The 22208-nt window shown below is 32.3% G+C and carries 18 protein-coding genes and 7 pseudogenes; 5 read left to right on the forward strand and 20 right to left on the reverse strand.

Annotation, left to right across the window (positions count from 1 at the left end; all coding sequences use genetic code 11):
• The first annotated feature begins 67 nt into the window (after positions 1-67).
• The 3 genes from FIM44_RS06995 (at position 68) to FIM44_RS07005 (ending at position 2291) form a co-directional block, all read left to right on the forward strand.
• Positions 68-724, forward strand: a complete 657-nt coding sequence (locus FIM44_RS06995; protein WP_140579540.1) for an AAA family ATPase — start codon at positions 68-70, stop codon at positions 722-724.
• 78 nt (positions 725-802) lie between these two features.
• Complete coding sequence (locus tag FIM44_RS07000) at positions 803-1087, forward strand: hypothetical protein (RefSeq protein ID WP_079296630.1); 285 nt, start codon at positions 803-805, stop codon at positions 1085-1087.
• 31 nt (positions 1088-1118) lie between these two features.
• A complete protein-coding gene (locus FIM44_RS07005; protein WP_140579541.1) occupies positions 1119-2291 on the forward strand; it encodes a hypothetical protein in 1173 nt (390 codons plus the stop codon).
• 24 nt (positions 2292-2315) lie between these two features.
• Here the strand turns inward: FIM44_RS07005 and FIM44_RS07010 are convergent.
• Positions 2316-4228 (reverse strand): annotated as a pseudogene (locus tag FIM44_RS07010) (relaxase/mobilization nuclease domain-containing protein).
• 110 nt (positions 4229-4338) lie between these two features.
• Positions 4339-4491, reverse strand: a pseudogene (locus tag FIM44_RS07015) (relaxase); the annotation flags it as partial.
• Between the two features lie 282 nt (positions 4492-4773).
• On the opposite strand from FIM44_RS07015, the gene FIM44_RS07020 reads away from it, so the two are divergent.
• Positions 4774-5088 (forward strand): hypothetical protein, encoded by a 315-nt coding sequence (locus FIM44_RS07020; RefSeq protein WP_000073112.1) that lies wholly within the window; start codon positions 4774-4776, stop codon positions 5086-5088.
• The gene (locus FIM44_RS07025) at positions 5081-5362 is read left to right on the forward strand and encodes a type II toxin-antitoxin system RelE/ParE family toxin (protein ID WP_000921942.1); all 282 of its coding nucleotides are present in this window, start codon (positions 5081-5083) and stop codon (positions 5360-5362) included. The genes FIM44_RS07020 and FIM44_RS07025 overlap by 8 nt, the downstream gene beginning before the upstream one ends.
• Before the next feature lie 241 nt (positions 5363-5603).
• Here the strand turns inward: FIM44_RS07025 and FIM44_RS07030 are convergent, their stop codons facing one another.
• From FIM44_RS07030 to FIM44_RS07115, 18 genes and pseudogenes are all read right to left on the reverse strand, one after another.
• Positions 5604-7352 carry a type IV secretory system conjugative DNA transfer family protein gene (locus FIM44_RS07030; RefSeq protein WP_194148159.1) on the reverse strand — a complete coding sequence of 583 codons (1749 nt, stop codon included), beginning with the start codon at positions 7350-7352 and terminating at the stop codon, positions 5604-5606.
• Positions 7353-7911: pseudogene (locus tag FIM44_RS07035) on the reverse strand (hypothetical protein).
• Complete coding sequence (locus FIM44_RS07040; RefSeq protein ID WP_000159819.1) at positions 7912-8202, reverse strand: hypothetical protein; 291 nt, start codon at positions 8200-8202, stop codon at positions 7912-7914. It lies immediately after the preceding pseudogene.
• Positions 8199-8654, reverse strand: a complete 456-nt coding sequence (locus FIM44_RS07045) for a hypothetical protein (RefSeq protein WP_000795431.1) — start codon at positions 8652-8654, stop codon at positions 8199-8201. The genes FIM44_RS07040 and FIM44_RS07045 overlap by 4 nt, the downstream gene beginning before the upstream one ends.
• A pseudogene (locus FIM44_RS07050) lies at positions 8651-9591 on the reverse strand (CpaF/VirB11 family protein). Before FIM44_RS07050 ends, FIM44_RS07045 begins: the two are co-directional and overlap by 4 nt.
• Positions 9591-9889: pseudogene (locus FIM44_RS07055) on the reverse strand (hypothetical protein). The pseudogenes FIM44_RS07050 and FIM44_RS07055 overlap by 1 nt, the downstream one beginning before the upstream one ends.
• Positions 9886-10149, reverse strand: coding sequence for a hypothetical protein (locus FIM44_RS07060; RefSeq protein WP_140579544.1), 264 nt, complete (start codon positions 10147-10149; stop codon positions 9886-9888). Before FIM44_RS07060 ends, FIM44_RS07055 begins: the two are co-directional and overlap by 4 nt.
• The gene (locus FIM44_RS07065; protein ID WP_140579545.1) at positions 10142-10435 is read right to left on the reverse strand and encodes a hypothetical protein; all 294 of its coding nucleotides are present in this window, start codon (positions 10433-10435) and stop codon (positions 10142-10144) included. Before FIM44_RS07065 ends, FIM44_RS07060 begins: the two co-directional genes overlap by 8 nt.
• Before the next feature lie 69 nt (positions 10436-10504).
• Entirely contained in the window at positions 10505-11767 is a 1263-nt protein-coding gene (locus FIM44_RS07070; RefSeq protein ID WP_140579546.1) for a DNA type IV secretion system protein ComB10, read from the reverse strand.
• Positions 11767-13298, reverse strand: a pseudogene (locus FIM44_RS07075) (TrbG/VirB9 family P-type conjugative transfer protein). The gene FIM44_RS07070 and the pseudogene FIM44_RS07075 overlap by 1 nt, the downstream one beginning before the upstream one ends.
• A 63-nt stretch (positions 13299-13361) precedes the next feature.
• Positions 13362-14309, reverse strand: a complete 948-nt coding sequence (locus FIM44_RS07080) for a VirB8 family type IV secretion system protein (protein WP_238699650.1) — start codon at positions 14307-14309, stop codon at positions 13362-13364.
• Positions 14310-14425: 116 nt separating this feature from the next.
• A complete protein-coding gene (locus FIM44_RS07085) occupies positions 14426-16459 on the reverse strand; it encodes a type IA DNA topoisomerase (protein WP_140579548.1) in 2034 nt (677 codons plus the stop codon).
• Between the two features lie 2 nt (positions 16460-16461).
• Positions 16462-18885 (reverse strand): VirB4 family type IV secretion/conjugal transfer ATPase, encoded by a 2424-nt coding sequence (locus FIM44_RS07090; RefSeq protein WP_140579549.1) that lies wholly within the window; start codon positions 18883-18885, stop codon positions 16462-16464.
• Positions 18878-19144, reverse strand: a complete 267-nt coding sequence (locus tag FIM44_RS07095) for a virB3 type IV secretion protein (protein WP_120898679.1) — start codon at positions 19142-19144, stop codon at positions 18878-18880. Before FIM44_RS07095 ends, FIM44_RS07090 begins: the two co-directional genes overlap by 8 nt.
• Entirely contained in the window at positions 19145-19447 is a 303-nt protein-coding gene (locus FIM44_RS07100) for a virB2 type IV secretion protein (RefSeq protein WP_140579550.1), read from the reverse strand.
• Positions 19444-20967, reverse strand: coding sequence for a toprim domain-containing protein (locus tag FIM44_RS07105; RefSeq protein ID WP_100974470.1), 1524 nt, complete (start codon positions 20965-20967; stop codon positions 19444-19446). Before FIM44_RS07105 ends, FIM44_RS07100 begins: the two co-directional genes overlap by 4 nt.
• 6 nt (positions 20968-20973) lie before the next feature.
• Positions 20974-21267, reverse strand: coding sequence for a hypothetical protein (locus FIM44_RS07110; RefSeq protein WP_100974471.1), 294 nt, complete (start codon positions 21265-21267; stop codon positions 20974-20976).
• 20 nt (positions 21268-21287) lie between these two features.
• Positions 21288-22066 (reverse strand): annotated as a pseudogene (locus tag FIM44_RS07115) (hypothetical protein).
• Positions 22067-22208: the final 142 nt, after the last annotated feature.

Consider the following 22208-nt stretch of genomic DNA (forward strand, 5'->3'; position numbering starts at 1 on the left):
CTATTTTATATACTTTTAAGCTATTTATCTTTAAAATATGTTTAACAAAATGATAAAGGAATAAGCGATGATAATCACCATAGCCAATGAAAAAGGAGGGAGCGGTAAATCCACTTTGTGCTTGAACTTGTGCGTTCAATTATTGCTAGACAAGAAAGATATTGCCGCATTAGACACTGATAGCCAAAAGAGTTTGGAAGTGTTTAACAATATTAGGAGTGAAACAAGTTTGCCCAATTTCACGCTCTTTAATCGCACAGGCAATATCACAGACACCTTAAAACAGATGACGGATAAATACGAATACATCCTTATTGATACTAAGGGTGAACATTCCAAAGAAAGCCAAAAGGCTATGCTATTGAGCGATTGGGTGCTAATACCCACCACGCCAAGCCAACTAGACACAGCAGTGTTATTAGACATGCTAGAAAGGATTAGAGACATCCAAGCGTTGAATGAAAACTTGAAAGCTTGTATTGTGATGAACCGCATCCCTACTATCCCCACTCTTAAAGAGAAAAAAGCTCTCATTGATTTTATCAACCAAAATAACGCTAATGAAAGCGTGTTTTTAATGGATAATCTATTAAGCGAAAGGATAGCTTATAAGCGTTCAGTGAGTGAAGGTATGGGCGTGATGGAATACAATGACAATAAGGCTAAAAACGAATGGTCTCAATTCTATGATGAATTGAGCGGGTATTTAGGGGGCAAAAAATGAAAGGGTAGAATTAGTTTAATTCTAAATAACGCTTAATTGTGTTATGATATTAAAAACAATCTACTTTAAAGGATAAATATGGAATTTAAAAACACTAAAAAAGACAGGCTAAGCGATTTAGAAAATCGCTTTGAGAATGCCAACAAGCATGAAACAAACCAACATGAAAAAGAAGACAGGAAAAAAGCCCACACGCTCTATATTTCAGAGAAAGTGATGCATAGCGTAGAAGAGTATTTGAATGAATTTGGAGCGTTCAGAGAAAATAAAAGCGTGTTTGTTCAAGACGCTATTGTTTTTTATTTAGAATACAAGAAAAAAGAAATGAAGCAAATGCTTTTAGATAAGGCGAGCAAGTTGTGATTTTATGGTGTTTTCATACCAAGGAACTTAAATGGAAAAAACAAGACTTTTAAAATTGAGAGCTTTAGCATGTTTAATGGGATTAGGCGTGAGTGGGTGCGCGTTTGTAGATAAGCAAATTTTAAACGACCACTTGACTAAGGCTAAAAATAACCCAAAATATGATTGCCAAAAAGAAATGTGGTCTTTCCCTAAAAAATATAATGGAATAGAGCAATGCTTAAAGGCTCAAGAAGAACTTATTGAACCAATCATCACTAAAAAGATCGATCAGTATCGATGCGATGATTTCACTAATGAAGGCTTAAAAGATAAGTGCTTTAAAAGAAACGATGCCTACTTAAACACTCTTTTAACGCCCATCATTCAAAAACAAGAGCGTCGTTTTAGCTGCTCTGACTTCCATAACCCAGAACTAAAAGAACAATGCATGGATAAAACTACGCTTTATGAAAAACAAAAAGACCGACAAGAAAGACTAATTAATCTCGCGCAATTAGAAGCGTTTGAAAAAGAATACGCACAATATAAGTCATACATTATCCCTTACTTCACCAAAGAATGCGTTAAAAATTCGCCCCATTTAGCTAACAAGGAAAGACTATGCCAAAAAGAAGTGCATGAAAAATTTCACGACCCTTATTCTAGCTCTAAAGAATTGAGCGTTAAATCAGCTATTTCTTTTTGCATTAAAAAAGTTGATGCTAAATTAGAAAAAGCCGCTCTGATGAATGGCGTTTATATAAGCCCTTATAAAAAATCTACCCATTGCCAAAGAACGCATTTGGAAAATAAGAGCTTGAAAGAAATCGCTTTGGACATGAACCCTAAATTAGAAAAGCAAAGCCCTTTTATTGATGCAAACAAGTTGGCTATTCAATCTGCGGGGTTATTGAGAAAGAATAAAGATGCCTTAATCGCTTTTGCTGCAGATATTTGCATGGAGCGTAACGAACATAAAAAAGAAGAGTTTATCAGCCTTAAAGATAGTTGCACCCAATCGCAAGCCAAATTCTATAACAACAAAGAGCGCTTTGACAAATTCATACAAGATTACCAAAAAGACTTAAAAACTTGTCTTTTAGACACTTCTAACACTAAAGAAGAAGTGGAGCAAAATTTTTCACAATGCCAAAAAGAGCAATTGAGAGACGATAACAAAGGCTTCACTTTAGAAGAATTGGTTAAAAAATACGCTAAGTAAAGTTATTTAATTTTATGGATGGTTTTAAAAATCCATTTCATAGTTATTGTTAGGGTTTATGGGTTCATTGGTAGTTTTGTTAAAATCTTTGAGTGGTATTTTTTTGAGTGCGTTTGTGTTTTCTTGCGTGTCTTGTGTAACGGCTGTAATTTGATGGTTATTTTGCAAGTTTTTTAAAGCTATACTTGCACTTTTTAATAAGGTTTTAAAGCATTGTAATTCTTTCTGTAAAAAATTAAGCGATTTTTCACAGCGTTTAATGATTTTATCCCTTTGCCCTCTTTCATAAATGGGCAAATCATTTTCATTAGCTTGCGTTAAAAATTTCAAATCTTTTGATAGCTCCATAGCTCTAGTTTCTAAGAATTCTTTCCGCTTCTTAGTAAAACAATAATTTTCCTCTTCAAGTCTTTTTAAATGTTCTAAAAGATTGAGCCAAACTTGTTTGTCTAATAAATTGTCTTGTGGGTTAGAATTTTTAACACTATCATCTATCTTTTTCATTTCAAACCTAGCAATATTAACAAGTAAAGCGCTATCTTTAAAAAACTTAGCTACTAAAAACATATTGCCTTTATCAATCAAGCTTAAATTTTGATAATTCATATACCTAAAAAATTCAAAAGCTCTTTGCGAAATACTATGTCTATCGCTTTTAAAATCTAAAGCAATTTTTTCTAAATTTTTAACAATGCTTTTGCTTATAAAAACTTTGCTCATGCTTTTTAGTTTAGTGTAAAGTTCAAAGCGTTTTTTTGAATGGGATAAATCAGCTTCTAAATCTTTGCTAAATTCTTCCTTTAAGACTTTTAAATCTTTATAATCTTTTTCTAAATCTATAATCTTTTTTTGTGTGGCAAAAAGTTTTTTGGTGGTATAAAGATAATCTTTTATTAAAGGGCTTTTACAGACAACCAATTTTTGAGTTTTTTTATAAGTGTTTTTAGGGGTTAAAGACTCTTTATTTAACCATTTTATTTCTTTAAGTTGTTGGTTAAGTTCTTTTTCATTTGTTGGGGGCGTGAATTTTTCTTTTTCCCAATGTGTTTTTTCCAATAAACTTTTTAGATTATCTAAATGATCAGATAGGGCATTTTCTCTTTTTTTCAAGCTTTCTATTTGAGAAGTCGCACTGCCCAAAACTTTATAGAAATAGTTTTCATGCCTAAAACTCTTATTGTTTCTAACCTGTTTTTCTAGTGCATCTAACTCTGTTTCTATGTCTTTAATCGCCCTATAAATATTAGGCGTGTTAGAATATTGCAATTCGCCTTTTGAGTTAGCAAATAAATAATCTTTAAATGTTTCTCTTAGTGTGGTAAAACTCTTTACAGCTGTCTTTAGAATTAAAGCGTAGTTGCTTATTGGTAATTTTGTTAGTTTTGTTGATAATCACATGCGCATGCGGATTGTTTTGGTGTGTATGGAGTTTCATTATAATAAGGATAATCATAACCTAGCGTGTTAGTGAGTGTTTGATACACGCTTAATTCCAAAGCTTTTAAATTTTTTTCATTACAATTTTCATCAATGCTAAACACTAAATGTAAAGCGCAATTTTTAACACGGCTCTTATTTTCTAATAATTTTTCAAATTGCTCATTCCATTGCTCTGCTATATTATTATAATTAACTTCATTAAAAAATTCATCTCTCACTAGCTCACCATGTTTAGCGATATAATCCATCGCTCTTTTTGAATGCAAGCATGTCATGTTGCCTATGTTTTTGATGACCACTTGTTTTTATGGCTCTCTTAAACGCATGAATTCTTCTTGTGTCAGTTGGGTTAAATCTTTAGCAAACTTTTCCACTTCTTTATAGTAGCGTTTAGCATAAGTGTATTGTATCTTAAGCGTCTTTTTGGGCTTGATGATCTCATAATCAAAAAGCTCATCGCTTTCAAAGTCTTTACTATAACTTTTTTCTAACGCCATTTTATTGTAATTTTATTCTCCCAAAAACTTTGTCGCTTGTTTTAATTTTCTTAGCTCTTATTCTACATTATTATTCCCCCTTTTTAAAGTGCAGGATAACACTTCAATTCCTGGGTTAAATCTTTAGCAAACTTTTCCACTTCTTTATAGTAGCGTTTAGCATAAGTGTATTGTATCTTAAGCGTCTTTTTGGGCTTGATGATCTCATAATCAAAAAGCTCATCGCTTTCAAAGTCTTTACTATAACTTTTTTCTAACGCCATTTTATTGTAATTTTATTCTCCCAAAAACTTTGTCGCTTGTTTTAATTTTCTTAGCTCTTATTCTACATTATTATTCCCCCTTTTTAAAGTGCAGGATAACACTTCAATTCCGTAAAAATTGAAGTCAATTTGACCTTACAGGTGGCTAAAACACGCGCTTTTAAGATATTCTTAAATCAAACTTAATCAAAAAAACTTATTTTAAAACTTTCAATATATTGCAAGTTGCGCTAAAATGAAAACGAGTTGCGCTAACTATCTTTTATTAAAAAGGAGTTCAATATGTCAAATGTTATTACAGATTACTCGCAATACAATGAAAAGCAACTGCACAATTTCCTAAACTCCATTGAAAAACAATTGCTTAAGGCAGAAGGAGACAAAAATAAAGCGATAAAAAAAATCCAAGAGTGTGAATTGCAAGAACAAATGATCAGACAGGTTTTAGCCCAAAAACATTCTCAAGAAAAAGAACCCACACCAAGTTTGTTAAATACGATCGCCTCAAAAGATGACCCAGAATGCGATGTTTCGTTTGGAGACTTCAATGATTTTTTGCAAATAGCAAAACAAGAAAGAGAAAGGCATAATGCTTAAAGTCAGAACTAAGAAAGATTTTCTTAAAGACTTTAATAAGCATATCTTATCCGGGCGTATTACAGAAAGCGATGTTACGAGCGTTGTTGATCGTCTCAAAGAGCAAAAACCGCTCCAACAAAAGTATTGCGACCATGCTTTGAGTGGCAATCTTAAAGGGTTGAGAGAATGCCATGTCAAACCAAACTTGTTATTGATTTATGAAATCAAAAAACAAGAAAACGAACTTGTTTTATTGCGTCTAGACACTCATAGCGAGCTATTTAAAAAGTGATCAAACACTAAAAAAATTATCTACAACAACAATCCGTGCTAATTTTTAATTCAAGTTGCGCTAACTTTAAAATAAACATGCTAATTTCTAAAAACAAGCTATGCTAAGCTACACTACAGAAATGTTAATCTTTATGTTAAATCTTACTCATGCAAGTCTGTGCTATAAATCAACGCATTCCTTTTAATAACAAGGATAAAAAGTTGTAGAAAGCGATTTTTAAAAAGCAATTAAAAAATACTCATACATCCTTTTTTAACTCATCAAACACTTCTTCATTGGGCTTGACTTCCCAGTTAATACGAGAGAGTAATTCTTTGTTTTTGAAATAATAATTCGCTTTTAATTTTAAGGGTTTGGCCTTATGACCGCTCACTAAAATGATCACTTCATCTTTATCAATGTTCATGATGTCTTGCGCGCTCAATAAGTCCCACGCCTCTTTACCTATACTAGAAGTCCCTCCGGTAATGAGTTGTCCTTTTTCTGTAGAGTGGCTTCGTGTTTTTCTAGTCATCTTACCGACTTCTTCGCTCACTTGTTTAGCATATTCTAAATCATCCATTTTGAAAATTACTTTGTAAGCCACGGTGCTATTAACAATTCTTGCATCTTCTCTACCATAATATTTTTCAATAAGAGCGTTGGATTGCGTGATAAAAATTAGAACCACACCATAGCTCCTACTTAATGCTGGCATTTCTAATAAAAAAGGCAATTTACCAAAACGCACAAATTCATCTAAAAAGAGATAAACCCTTTCTTCAAATTTCTTACTCTCTTTCAGTAAAAGATTTTTAGCAATACTTTCCAAAAGGATACGGATAAGCGGTGCGAGTGTATCAATATCTGTTTGAGCGATTTTAATATAAAGTGAAATATTGTCAGCCCTTAAATCCTCGTATTCAAAACTCATGCTATCTGTAGCGCTTTTAACTTGATAGCTTGTAAAGACTTGCATAAAACGGCTATAAACTGATTTAATGCTCGCAAACTCTTTATCATTCGCCTTAGCCCATTTGTTCGCTTCGTTTCTAATAATAGGATCTAACATGCCCTCTTTCATTATAATATTGCCTTGATCGTCTTTTTCTAAATGATTCACAGAGCCATCATAATTTTTAGGATTTTCTGGGTCAGTATAGACTTGTTCGGCTACTTGTTTATACCATAGCAATTCCACATTGACATTAGGTTTCATTTTTTTAACGCCATTTTCTACTTTAGCCATATAACGCCCATTCTCTTTAACAAAACCATTATCGCTACTTTGACATTCATATAATTCAGTATAAAATCGGCTTTGTGGATTGATTAAGGGGACATAATTTTTTATAGGAGCGCTTGCAATTTCAAAAAAGGCGCTAGTGTTATGCACACACAAATCATAAAGAGCGTAAAAGACAAATAAATTTTTAGCTTGCTGTGTCCAATGAGGGTCTTTATTTGCCCCATCTTCAGCAAAAATAGTATTACCCACTTCATCTACAAGCCTTCGCTTTCTGTTAAAATCTAATTTTTCTACAATGCGTTTGTCAAACGGATTGAATTTAAGCGTGTTATCATTTCCTAAGGGATCAAATACAAAAATTTTATTTTTTAAAACTTGCTGTCTGTAACCAGCTGTCAAATCAAACAACTCCCCTTTAATATCTAACACCACACAAGAGCTAGGCACGCTTAAAAGATTAGGCACAGCCACAGCTGCGGTTTTACCACTTCCAGGAGGAGCGATAATTAAAGTAGAAAGCGGAGCATCATAATAAGTAGGCTTAAGCGAATTTAAACCTTTATATAGCCCCACACAAAAACCTTTGTTAAAATTTAAAGTCATAGGATAACTTTTAGAAGACCCTAGCGTAAAGACATCTTTGCAAGCCTTAGGAAGAGTTTTAGTGTAATAATCTTTTTGAATGCTATTAAGCTTATGGAATAAATTGCTGGTTTTATCCTTAAATTTATCTCTTAATGTTTTGAATTTTTCTCTCATTTAAAATAATCCTTTTAGATATTTCATAAATAGCGTTAGTTTTACACTTAAAAATCCCCTAAATATAAAGGTTAAGACACAAATCACTACTAAAAAAGATAAGATCGTAAAGAAAACCTTAGGTCTTTTCTTGGCAAATTGATAAACTTCATAAAATATACACCCTATAAAAATTAGGCAATAGCGTAAAGCTAGAGACAACAAGCATTAGAGGTAAAAACAAAATTAAGAACAAGCCTTTAAAAATATTAAAAATCCTATATTCGTATTTAATAATATCTTTCATTTCAGCCCAAACTGCCTTGCCATGACTATCCATATTGCGCCCATTAAAAAATAAGTAGGCTGTCAAAAATAGCGGTAATAATGTGCAAAAGAATGAAAAATAAATCTCAAATTTAAAATGGGGAAAATTATGTAGATTAAGAATAATCTTTTTTAGATAGTTATAACTCGCTAAAAAACTAGGAAAATCTAAGAAATAATGCGATACGCCTAAAAAAATAAAAGGAATGGCTAAAATAGAAATAATATAGCAATAAGGCTTATAAATTTGCATTTATTCTACTTTGATTTTACTATCTAATAAACTCATAAAATGCATAAAATCATTCTCAAAACTCTCATCTTTCATAAACTCTTCAAACTCCTCTTCGCTTTTCACCCAAACTTCACTAATATATTCCATTAAAAGAGTGAAATTTTCTTTTAGATTTTCTTGTAATATTTTTGCTTGATTTTCATCTTTTAGAAAATGGGGAGCGTTGATAATACTTTGAGAGCTTTTAATAATAGATGCCATTTTTTCTAAATAATTTCTAATCAAATCAATATCAGTTTCTTTGGTCATAAATTCATCCCTTTTAAAATTTTCTTATCCCCTTTTAAACAATGCGCTACGATGAAAGCACTTTTTTTAATAGCTAGGTTTAAAATTTTTGTTTTTTCACTCCAAGCTTTCAGTTGTATTTCAATATCTTGCAATAAGCCAAAATGGATAACATCTTCTCCTAAAAGTGCCGCATTATTCAAATGGTAAGCAATCTGGTTAAAATTAGAACAAGTCGCATTCAATGAGCTATATAACATCGCTAAACTGCCTAAAGCGCTTGTGATTTTTTGCTGTTTGTAGAAACTAATTTGGCTATTTAAAATAAGATTTTCTACAATTTTGGTGTAAGACTTGTTATGCCTAGTTTTTAAATCCTTTAAAATTTGGACACATCTAACATCCAATAAAAATTCCATCCTTTTAGCGCCCCCTTTTTGTTTGGATTTTCTGTAAAGTCTTGGATTTTTCATAACATCAACTCCTTTTTAAATTCGCTTTTAACATTTAAAACATCATCAATTATCCTATCGCTACCTTTTTTTTGATTTGGATAACATAGTCCATACCAGTGCAAAAATAATCTAAAAGCGTTTCTTTAGGCGTAGGCTTACCGCCTTTATTCAAGTTTATATTCTGACAAATAGCTATAAAAGCATCTACTACACTATTAGCGTGTAAGGTGCTTATCATTCCGCTATGCCCAGTATTTGCTAAACGCAAAAATAACGCAGTGTTATGCGTGTCAATTTCGCCTAATAACAATCTATCAGGAGACATTCTCATAGCCGCATTTAAGCCATCTTCATAAGTAAAAAATCCGCTCCCACTTTTATCTACTAAAATATTAACTTGGTCTTCATTACTGATTTTCAACTCAGGACTATCTTCAATAGTAACCACCCTTTCGTTTTTGGGAATATTTTCAATCAAAGAATTAACAAAGCTAGTCTTACCACTAGCTGTGTCACCACTTATTAAAATGTTTTTACCTGCACTTACTAAGTTAAGTAAAAAATCATAGGTAATGTTTTTAGCCAGACATTTCTCACTTAATTTAAAGGCGTTAATTTCAAACTTGAAATTGCTAGGAACTCTGATATTGATAGAAATATTAGAACTAGCAATAATACTAGGGTGTAATGCGTTAATTCTAATTTGTGTGTAAGGCAAAGAAGTGTTTAACTTAGGCGTTTTTAGAGTGAATTTTTGGTTTTTAAAAATGGCTAATTGCTCACAAAAAACTAACAAATAATCATTAGTAAATTTTTCATTAAAACACCTCACTTTTTCCTTTGGGCGGTGCAAGAAATACTCTTTTTCTTTATTAAAAACCACTTCATTTAAATTAGGCTGGCTTAAAATAGGCATAAAGTCATCAAGGTAACTTTTCAAAAGATTAGAAATCATTATGGCTCTCCTTGATGGTTATCAAAATCCCTTAACATTTTTTTTGAAGTTCAATGCGCTCTTTTTCTCTTTTATCTTCTATCCTTTTAGCTAAAGAATAGAGATGGTGTATTTTGGAAAGCCTTCTATTATTAGCTTTAATCTCCAGGTTTTTTTCACAAATTTCGTGTTTTTCTAGTAAGTATTCTTGGTAAATTTTATGGCTTGTGAGTTTTAGATTAGATAACTCTTTTTCTAAATCCAGTTTATCTAATTCGTTAAGCTCTAATTTTAATAATTTATCTAGTTTTTCTTTCATAATTGTTTCCTTAAGTTTTCTAGTTCTTTTAATAAACTATTGAGTTCTTGCTGTTTTTGTTCACACAACCTATAAGTCTCATCAAATTTTTTTTGGATTTCAACATTTTTGCTCACATAGGAGGCATAAAAATATAAATCCTTAATTTTAGAATTTCTAGGCTTTTTAGGTTTTTTATCTTTTTTAGGTGCTTCTAAAATGGGCCGCTCTTCATTTAAATGAGCAAGTTTTTTATCGCAATTAAAATTTTCATCAATCATTGTTATAAGTCCTTTCTATATCAAAAATAATTTCAAGCAGTTTCTCGTTTTGGATAATCTTTTTTGAAAAATGCTCTTCGGTATTTAAAATTTCTGAAACCAGCCTTTCAGTAATCCTTGCTTGCATTCTGGATCTTAACTCTTTGGTTTCATTTTCTAGGCGTTTATCCATAACTTTTCTTAATTCCATTTGCGCCTCTACTACTTTTTTGCAAAGCTCCACATATTCTGCATCTTTGCTTTCTTCTAGAGTGTTCAATAATTCTTCTTCAGGGTTGAGCTTCATTGGTAATCCTTATGTTTAATATTGTATTTTAATTTTACACTATTTAGAATAAAATTATTATTAATAATACTATTTTGTATCATTGTTTTGCTCCTTTTCTTCATTAAAAAATTTCGCTAAGACTTCATTGTTTTTAGGGATAGGAAACCAAATATCCGTATTAGGACTGATAAAAATATGGCTTCCCTCTCTAATAGTGATAATGGGCTTAATCCTGATTTGATCTCGCATGATTTGAGCGATAATATTATTTAGGCTGATACCAGTTTGCCTCGTCATTTGCATCATCATGTAATCTCCAAAATAGTTTTGGTTAAAACCACCCCTTTTGTTTTTCATCGCTTCGGTAAGACCGCTAGTAAGACCTATGAGTAGCCCATTTGACAAGGTGCTTAAGGATAAAGGAATACCATAGCGTTCCCAATATTTGTTATGGAGTGTGCCTATCATGCCGTTATATCCCTTGACATCAGCCCCCTTAGCATCGCTTAGTATGATATTGACCCCTTGTGGCGTGATTATCCTATTCCAAGCAATTTCTAAGCGGTATTCTCCTATTTTGTTATTAGAGTTGTAATAGCCTATGGCTCTACTCCCTTTGGGGATTAAAACCGCTCTACCCATCGTTGCGTATATATCACTCTCCACTTGAGCGATTATCTTACTCCCCCCTATTTCACTGCTAATAGGAGTGATCAGAATGGCTGGGATCATTCTGTCAGCTGTAATCGTTCTCAAAAGTTTGTTTTCACTGCTCGCTACATTTTTTCTTTTAAAATTTTTAAAACCGCTAGAACCGTATTCTTTTTCAAGTTCTTGTTTTTCTTTAGATTTTGTATTAGAAACACTATTTTTTATAGAGGTTGGAGGCTGCGTTTCTTTTTGGCTGCTGATACGAGACGCTAAAATCACAAGGCGGGTTTTTTCTTCTTCGTTAGCGGTATTGTAGTTGGAAGGATTGGAGACAACAGTAGGTTTGGTTTTAAGTATATCTTTTGGTAAGTTTGGTAAATTATTAACTTGTTTTTGAGTGGCTATAATATTGCAATCATCATCTATTAAATTACCCTTACTATCTGTTATCTGACCCTTACAAGATTTTTTAATTCTTTCTTCTTTAATTTCTTGTTTAACGACATTGTTCTGTGGTAGGATTTTCTTTTCATCCGCTTTTTTGTAGAGATAGTCAGAGATTGGAAACTTACCTTTAACATATTTTTTCACTGCTTTAGGCGAGCTATCATAAAGGAAAAACCATGCGCAAAAAATAAGCATCAAAACAATAAAGATACTTACAATCGGTGCGTTTCTAATTACTCTAAAAAAGCCCATTATTTTTTAATCTCTTTAATAGGGTTTGCTTGATGTTGTTTTTGGGGTTATTCAGCCCCTTTTTATTCTTCTCTAAACCATCAGTGGTTTTTGGTCTTTCTATGTAGGGGATAGGCACGTAATAGTGGGTTTTGATTGTGTGTTTTTTGAGCTTGTTTTTCAAATCTTTTTGCAAAGGCTTGGGAGCTTTTATGATGTTTTTAACCTCTTCTAAAGTCTTAACTTCTTCTTCATTTAAGGCTCGGCATTTTTCATTTGGAGTTTGGTTTTTGATTTGAGCTAACAACTCCGTTACGCTAATGGCATTTTTAGGTTGAGGCGTAGTGTCTTCAATCAAGTGGATGTTGTTTCGTTTGGCTTTCATGGTTTCATCTTGCTCTAAAAGCCTTTTTAAACGCATGAAGTCCTTAGATTTTTGGTATTTGTGCTTATCTCTTCTTACGCACACATATTCCTTACCGCTCCTTAAAGTCCATTTTTTAGAAACATCTTCAGCAATAATGTAATTCCCTACCACACGGCTATTGATAGGATTATCATACCCATCTACAACCTTATAAGTGTAAGGAAATTTTGAAAAGGCTTGATCTCTGTCATATCTAAAATAAGTGTATTTGCCATCATCAAAGACATCTAGTGCCTTTATATCAAGCGCGTCATCGCTGGGTTTTTTATAAAGCCACAAACTCCACCAGGTGCGTTTGTGTTTGGGTTTTTGCAAATAACCACGATTGATTTTAGCTTTTTCAATGAAAATGTGATTGACTTCATCTCCAATTCTTATAAACTTGCCATCATCAATTTCCTGGCTCTCGTAATTGATTTTTCTGTAGTCAAGCTTTTGTTTGTCTTGTTTATTGGAGCTATTTGTATTTGTTTCTGTTTTAGCTAATTGTTCTTGCTCTCTTTTTTCTAGCTCGTTTTTAGACAAAATATTGAGCTTACCGATAGCCCTTTTATTAGAGACAAACACTGAAAAATAGCTTTGAAATTTGCTAGTGTAAGTGGTGCTAAACAAGTAAAAAGTATAAATTGTTCCGCTCGCTCCGACTACGGTTAGGTTTGTATCCACCCCTATAAGCAAGGGTTTGATCACTAGCATGTTTGATAAATCGTAATGATCATTAGTGGGGTAAGTGAGCTCAAATCCGCTAGGATCGCCTAAGCTCACATAGATAATAGGATCATTATCAAAAATAAAAGTGGTAGTCATCGCATAGCGTAAGCGGATTTTGTTGGTGTTGCCTGCCACATATAAGACATTGAAATTATTGTCTTGCAATTTTCTATTTTTAGAAAAATACACGCTCTGTAAGGCTTTTAAATCCATAAGCTGTTTGGCTTTTTCTTTGTTTTCTTGTTCTTTGAAACTTTCTAAACTATCAGATTTTGCTGGAATAAGATTGTTGTTTTCTTTGCCATGTGCAAAAGAACTTGTAGGATCAGTTTCATTTGTATTGTTTCTAAAAATATCCTCTTCAGCACTAAGTAAAGCGCAATACAAAAATAGCGATAGAGTGAATTTTTTCATTATTGTTCCTTAACATCTTTATATTGGCTCATATGAGGGTCTTTTTTCTCGGTATGGATAATCCTATTTATAGCGCTTTAAGCTCTCTAATTCTCCACTATGATACAAGCTCACTTCAATGTCAATATAGGCTAAATCTTTATCTAAGTAAATATTTGCAATCTTTACTTTTCTTGTGAGTAAAGGATTAGTGTAAATGCTGTCATAATGAGCGATGAGTTTTTCAAATTCATACCATACTTCATTGGAACTTTGCTCTTTAATGGTGTTTTGACGCATTTTTTCATGTTGCTCAATATGAGTAATGCTTTCCCTGTTTAGCACATACGCTCCCACTAATGAACGAATAAGAGCTTTATTGGCTGTAATGGTGCTATCTGCCTTTTGAACTAAAGCAAAATTTTCTTTATTGTTAGAAAATTGCACTAAATACGGCTCTTTTTGTTTTAACGGCAACAGAACAATCAGTAAGATAATAAACAACGCTGTTGTGCCAAAGAAGAAACACGCTACATAAAAGATATAATCGCCTAATTTTTTCTCTAAATGATAGATAACGCTTGCATCTCTCACTTCTTCAAAGAGCATTGTAGGGGCAATGCTTTTATCAAAGCCTATTCTGGAGAAAAAGTTTTTAAAAATTCTTTCTTTTTTTTCTTGGATTGGCTCGTTTTGGGGTATTTCTTTTTCCTCTGTTTCTATCACAGGCTCTTCTACAAATTCTTTAATTCCATTGATGGTGGTTTGAGTGGGCAATGGCAAAGAAAACAAATCGTTAGGCTGGTTTTCTTTAGTGTCTTGATTTTCTTCTTTAAATTCTGTGTTGTTGTCTGCTTTAAGATTTTCTTTGTTTTCTAATTGCTTTAATTCATTTTCAATTTCTCCTAAAAGCAAAGTTTGTTCTTCATTCTCTTTTAGATCGCCCCACAAATCCATGCGTCTTTTAGTTTGTAATTCTAAATTTTTTAAACCGCCATGAAATTGTTCTAAAACTTCGCTTCTTTTTGACATCAACTAGCCTATGGATTGATTTAAGTGCAAAAAGGCACAAGGGCTTCTATACATTTCATATTGTTTGTTAGAACATCCACTTAGTGCTAACAAAATTATTCCTATTAAAAATATTCTCATTTCTTTGTCTTTTTGTGTTTGTCAATCCATTTAGAGATAGCGAATTTGTCATTCAATATTTTATTGGTGGGCATTGCCAATTTACACTCTTCACAAATTTTTTTAACCAGATCCAGTTGTTTTTGACTGGGTTTTTCTTTAACATGCTCTGCAATCCAATCAGAACATTTTTCCTTGTTCTGCAAGATTTCTTGACTGGGTTTTTGTAATTTTTTATCTTTACAAATTTTTTCTATGAGTTCAAGTTGCTTATCAGTAGGCATGTTATTGTCAGCAGATTGCGTTTGATAAAACTTGGCGGTACTTTTTAATTTGCTTATGACTTCAAGCATGAACTTTTCATAACTAGCTTCACCTCTCATAATTAAATCCAAACATTCTTCAAATTGTTTGGTAGTGTTTCCTAATTTGCTCTTATCCTTGCTGGTAAGAGCGATGAAATCCACTTCTTTATCTTTTTTGAAAAATGAAATCACTTCTAATCCTTGACTAGTAGGGGTGATGGCGTTAGTTTTTGTATCAATGCTAATATATTTACGCTTCAAAAGAAGATCTAAGAAGCTCGCATAAGTGCTAGGACGACCAATCCCCTCGCTTTCTAATAAGGGAATAAAGGCGCTTTCTTTATAAGGTTTAGGACTGGGTTTTTCTATTTTTTTAATAAAAACTTCTTTTAACGGGACACTATCATTTTCTTTTAATGAAAAGTTTTCTATTTCACTTTCTTGTTCTTCCTTGTTAAGTTCTTCTTTGCCTTGAATGAGTTCTTCAATCTCTAAAAAACCTTTTTCTTTTAAAAGTTTGAAAGAGAGCTTAAAACTCTCGCTTTTAACTTTAAAGATACAATCATATTGATTGTATAAAGCGTTTCTACTTTGAGAACAAATTGTATTGGCATAAATAAGTTGATACAACTTCAGCACTAATTCTTCGCTTATTTTAGCGTCACTGCACACTTTTTCTAAGTCTTTTAAAGCATGCGGATGTGTAATTCTTATGGCTTCATGCACTTCAGCTTGTGAGTTTTTGCCAGCCTTATACTCCCTGTATTGATAAACACTCGGATAAATAGGTTCAAAAAACACTTCATGTTCTTTGAGATACTCAGGACTTAAAAATTCACTATCAGTTCTGTGATAAGTGATGAGACCAGCTTCAAAGAGTTTTTGAGCAAGTTGTGCGATTTCTTTAGTGGGTATTTTTAAGGATTTGCTCGCTTGGGATAAAAGTTTAGAGGTGGTGAAAGGTTTTTTGGGTTCTTTATTGGATAGACTTTCTTTTACTGAAACTAGAACACTCATAGAGCCTAATCCGTCCTTTAGATCTTTTAAAAATTGAGATGCTTCGTTTTTGTCTTTAAATTTAAAATCCACTAGTTCGTTTTTTTCATTCGCCCTTACATGCTTAATAATCACTTCTTTTTCATTGCACACAATATTAGCTTGGATTTGATATTCTACTTTTTCTTCAACATCCAACTTATCAAAATCCCTTATTTCTTGATCTCTTTGGCAGATTAAAGCTAGAGCTGGAGTTTGCACTCTACCAGTGCTCAATTCACTAAGATTTAAACTTTTTCTTAAATAGCTTGTTAGAGCAAATCCAACAACCTGATCGCTTGCAATCCTGCCTAAGAATGATTGGTATAAATTAGTGTTAGAACGAGAAAATAACACCGCTTTTTTTAAGCCCTTTTCAATACCGCTTGGTGTGATCTCATGAAATTCTGCACGATAAATTTCACTAGCTACATTTTTAATTTTTTCATAAAATTGATAGCCAATACCATAGCCCTCTCTATCAGGGTCAGTAGCGATATAGACTTTTTTGTCCCTACAAGCATTGATTAAAAAATTTATTTTATTAGCCTTGTCTTTTTTGATTTCAAACTTACAAGCAAAATTATTTTCAATATCTACGCCTATAAGGTTAGTAAAATGCCCTATAGTTGCATAAACTTCCGCACCTGTTAGTTGTTTAATCTTTTCAACCTTATTAGGGCTTTCAATGATAATCACGCTATCTTTCATTCCTACTCCTTTGTCAAGTAAATTTCTTTATAATTCTTTGGATTATCCTTTTTAAGCGTTTCAAGTTCAAAAACGCTAGACGCACTAGAGTTATACGCTCTTAAAAATTTTTTACTGGTGCTGTTTAGCTTTTCTAAATTGATTTCTAAAAATACACTAGATTGAGTGAGAAGGTTTTTCACTAATACTTGCCTAGCGTTTAACGGCGTTTTGTTTAAAAAGGATTTTTCAATAGGACTTAATAAAATGCCATAGCTCTCTAATTTCTCAAAATTGTTTGTAGGATAGAGTATGACTTGAGCGGCGTTTTCTATAATGGACTTTGCTCCCTCTACGCCATCAAGTTGGTTAATGTCTTGAAAGGCTAAAGTTAAAACCCCATTGAGTTTTCTAGCTTGAGCGAGTGTGTCTTTGATTTTAGCTAACATGATGGGATTTTCAATAACAGATTTTGCTTCATCAACGAATATATAAAAAGGCTTGTTTTCTAATTTAGCTCTATTCATGACTTTGTAGAATAGGTATAGCACTGCCAAGTTGAAATCTTTTTTACTACTAGAAAGAGCATCCATATCAATAACAGAAAGCTTTTTAGCAAAGTCTAAACAATCAGTAGAATGCTTGTATAAGTCTTTTGAACTCTCTTTTTCTAAAATGTCTTTGCTATCTAAATAGTCTCTTTCTGGCGTGTCTTTAAAATCTCTTAACTTAAAAATAGCACCCCCTTGTTTTGTGATATTGTTATAGCAAACTCTGATTGTTTTGGATAAAGCGCTTAAAGTCTTTTTTTCTTTTTCATCTTTAGTATCTTCATCAATATTGAGCATGAATGCCAACCAACTCACTAAAAAGGTGCAGTTAGCGCTTGTATCTTTTAAAGAAAACGGATTAATGTAAAAATCATTGCTATCGTTGTATTGACCATCTAAAAACTCAGTCATCACACGCATGCCATTATTTCTGTCTAAAGCCAAAATACTTAAATCTTCATACTTAAAACAATTGGTGATTAAAAATTCAATTAAAGTGGTTTTACCAGCCCCTGTGCCACCAAAGATGATGGTATGCCCTGATACCATATCATTTTTTCTTTTTGCCTCATAAGCATGGAAATTGAATAAATAAGGCGATTTGTCTTGGTTTCTAAAAATAGTTAAATGGCGATCACCCCATGAATTTCTAGAAAAACCACAATTTTGTTTTTCTAATATGATTAAAGAAGCAATATTTTGACTAGACAACAAACGCTTTCTAAAATTCAAGCGATTACGATTAGGAAAAAAGCTAAAAAACATAGGCAACATGCCAATACTCTCTTGTGTGCTTACAATACCTTTTTGTTTAAGCAAGTTGGTAATTTCTATACAAGCACTATCTAAATCGGTTTTAGTTTTGGCATGAACTAAAATGTTTAAAGAAATCTCTTGCATCAAAACTCTGTCTGTTTTAATAAGGTCATTCAATTCATCAATTTCAACTCTAATGCTCTTATTCGCTCTTTTTCTTTTAGTTTCAATCCTTTTTTCAGCCTTTGCTTTAGGAATATTGTCAATGTTTAAAATCACATCAAATTCTAAAGATAAATGCAACACTGAAGAAAGAGCAGTGCTGACAATTTTGTCTATATCATAAGTCTTAATGCTGATGAAACGCTTGAAAATCTCTTTACCATTATGAATGTGAGTGAAAAAATCTTTTTTAAAATGCACATCAGAATTGATCATGCCATCATGCAAACGACCTCTAGCAAAAGTGTATTCACTAGGAACACCATTGATATATTCCGCATAAAAATTAAGCAAACTATTGGCGTCTATTTTTTCTACAAACAAGCCAGAAAGCATGTTTTTAACATTATTGATAATGCTGTCTAATATTTTAGATTTATCTAATAGATTAAAATTATCAAAGCCTATGAAATAGTTTTCTTGATATTTAATTTCATCTTGTTTATTATTTTCTTGAATATTTTCTAATTCATTGGTAGTGATTTTTTTCTTAAATCGTTCCAAATAACCTTTAATGCTATCATTCTTAGTTTCAAAAATTAAGTAGTAGAAATTTTGATAAATATCCTCAACCCCCTGCTCCCATAAATTGATAACCTCTAATGCAAAAGGATTGCTTATCTCCTCTTGAGTATATTCATGGTGCATGAAAATCTTACGCCTTTTAGCTACGATTTTAAAATGCACTCCATCTACAATCTCATTAAGAGCTAAAATGCGTTCATTAAATTTTTGCGCTATTTCTTTGTCATCTAAAGACAAATAAGAAATTCCCTCTAATTTAAGAGCGCCTACAAGGTTTGATTTTTCACTTAAAAGATAATGCTCATTGTAAATGCCAACAATGTTAGTTTCTTCTTTCATGCTATAACGCTTAGGAACTAGCGAGCATAAAGAATTAAAAACTTTCTCAAGCATAATAACTTCTAGCTCCTGTTCTTAATGTGAAAAGCGCATGCAAAATGGCTGTTATATCTTCATCAAAAAATTCTAAAATGTAGAATACAAACACACAACTAGCCATTAAACCCATAGCATAAAGTGGTTGGAATGAAAGTAACCATGCCGACATTAAGAAACTAACAATCCAGCTATCCAAGTTTAATCCCAAAAAAGTTTCTCTTTTGCTGATTTCTCTAATATTGATACTTTCAACACAAACAATATGCAATGCCATCTAAAATAACCATTGACTTAAAGTTTTAGCATTAGAGATAGCAGCGGTTATAATGATAATCCCAACGCATTTCCAACCAATTTCTCCAAGCCTATCCCAATTTTTATAGGCGTAAATGCAAGTCCCAACAATGATTAGACCACCGATAGCTTTGATAAAGTCATTGCTTATGAAATCCAATATTTGAGTGAATTTTTGTTTGTAATCTGGCACCGCCAATAAAAAACTAGGCATTAACATTGCCAAACTCATCATTCTACGAATTTGCTTAAACATTCTTATTCCTTTATGTTTTGTTTTCATCTTTCATGTCCTTTGTTTTGAGATTGATTGTTGGTGTAATAGACAGAATTAGCTACATATTTAGATCCAAATCCATGATCTTGTTGGTAACCATGAAACACTCCTTGTGGTAGTTTAGGTTTTGGCATTAGATCTTGTAGTTTTTGTAATTGGTTAGCCAAGATGCTTTTTTGTGATGGTGTGGTAGTAGGGTTTTGCATTTTTTCTTTGGCATCAAATAAAAAATCTTGTAAAGTCCTATTGCTAATTTGCTTCAATCCTAATGCTTTAGCGATTTTCAAATCATCGTTCGCATCTTTGCTGATAGGCGTATAGATGTTTGGAATTTCTTTAGTATGAGCGTAAAAAATTTTTTCCAAAATAGCGTTGAATTTTCGCCCCTGTTCATCATGATCCATTGCTAAAATAACATTAAGACTTAAATTAGGAATTTTTGGTTCTTTTAGGCGTAAGGCTAGAGCGGGCTTAAAAACGGGTCTAGGGATAAGATTGTTTTTATCTCTTACGGGCGAGAAAATGGGATCATTAGGGACTTTTTTAGGGTCATTATCGTGTTTAGCTAACTCTTTAGCACGCCATTTTTCATATCTTTTTTGAAAATTTATGTAATTTTCATAATCCTCTAATTGCTTGTTGTAGCGATCAATTTCTTTGTGGTATTCATTGTATTCCTTACACTTATAAGTGTTGATGATATTAAGAAATTTATCTACAAATTTTTGCATTCTTTCTTCTGTGAAATTACCAATAGTAGAAATAATAGCTGTTTGATTGGGATCAAACCTTTGCATTTCTAACACGCTTAAACCATCAAAAACGCTTTCAGCTACAATGATATTTTGAATATTTTTAATATTTTGTGGGAATAAAACTTCAAAACCCTTGATAGAACCTGCTTGCATTAAGTGTTTAGTGGGATTAGTAGCACCTTGCATAGTGAAAGGTTTGGATAATCGCTTGTTATACCCACCCTGTATTAAATTTCCATTATCATCTGTCAAATAGCAAGGCACGCATAAATTTGCATGTTCATCTTCTTTAAGTAAATGATTGTAAGGTTTTAGTAAAGTTTTATCCAAAGAGCGACTATCCAGCAAGGTGTGAAACAAATCTGAGCTTTCTATATCGTAGTAACGGAGCTTTTCAAATTGTTTCACTACTTTTTGACGCTCTGCTTCTTGTTCTTTGGTAATGATTGTATAAGGCTTGGAATTGTTATATTTGTGGTTTGGCTTATCGCTAATTTCTAAATCATCTCTGTTTTTGATCAAATCATTAAAATCTAGCCCACGATTTTTACAAAAGGCGATAATCGTGCCTTTATCTTCATCGTTATGAGTGTTGAAATAATGATAACTCCCATCAGGCTTTCTTGAAACAATAAGTGTGCCTTTAATGGTATCATGCTCATTGTAAAGAGCCGGGTTATTTTTGCTTGATTTCTCTACTTTGTGTTTATAACCATTAGAGAGCAAAATCTCATCTAATGGTAAGAATTGTAAATTAGTGATATAAGCCATAGTCTTTCACCCAAATCTACTTTTCTTAATCTCTTTGGCTAATCTCATTTCATAATGTTTGGCTCTCGCACCATACAAAACACGATCCATTGCTTGAATGAGAAATTTCATGACTTCAATCGCGGTCTCTACTTCGTTGATTTCAAATAATAATTTCATAGCGATTTCAACTTCCCTATGCACTGATTTAGGTATATCTTTCACCAAAAGATTTTTGTATTCTTTGTTTGTAGGATCAAACCCTTTAGGGATCACATATTTTTGTGAAATTTTTAAATCTTTTTTGAGTGGGAATTGCATTTTTTTGTCCTTTGTTTTCTTTATGATGCTAAAATTTCCTTATCTATAGATAGTTCTTCTAATGCTCTATAGATATTCTTTTTTACAATTGCTTGTTGGTAAGAGCATTTGATATTTGGAATTTTTTTGCCAACAAGTTGATCATAAGTCAATCTATAAGAAAGACAAGGATTATTAACCGACGCAAACTCCAAGAAAATATTGTTAAAGTTTTGCATTTGAAAACGCTTAGGGATATTCAAAAAGAATACACCGTGCTTGTTTTTGAGCTTGAATGCTCTATCTTTTAATTTCTTGAAGATTTTTTTCAAATACCCACAAACTCCTAAAAAGAAGCTATTAGGTAAATTGCTCTCCCCATTCAAACCTGAATGTTCGTAGCTTTCTATTTTAGTGAAGTCATGCATAGACAAAAAAATATAACCTTTTTTGTTCTTAAAAGCAGTTAGAAATCCTATTCTCTCTAAAATTTGAAGATTATGTCTTAAGGTTCTATCGCACCATTGCAAGCGAGTTAAGGCATAATGGCGGTTTAACGCGATTTTGGAACTTCTAGAATCTATAACGATTTCACTTAAAAGTTCCATGAGTTTCTTACAGCCTGTGCCACCAAAGAAAGTTGTATTGCTAGGAAAGTTTAATATTTTTTAAAGAGTTTACATTCAACATAACCAAATTTGTCAAATCTGAAAGGAATAAACCTATCTTTTGAATGCTTGGAATAAACTACATTGTTCACATGCATTTCTTTTAAGATATTCGCATCTAAAACTTTTCTTTTAAAAACTCTTTTTTGCATGGTCCTAATTCCTAGATATTAATTTCTTAGAGATTAGAAAATAATTGCATTCTCAAAGAATAAAACTTTTTTCTTAAATCCATGTTTAATTGATGCGGACTCTTTTCTCACCAAAGATATTAAACTTTTTAAAAAATTGGAT

Source organism: Helicobacter pylori (assembly GCF_006440215.1).
Lineage (GTDB): Bacteria > Campylobacterota > Campylobacteria > Campylobacterales > Helicobacteraceae > Helicobacter > Helicobacter pylori_CS.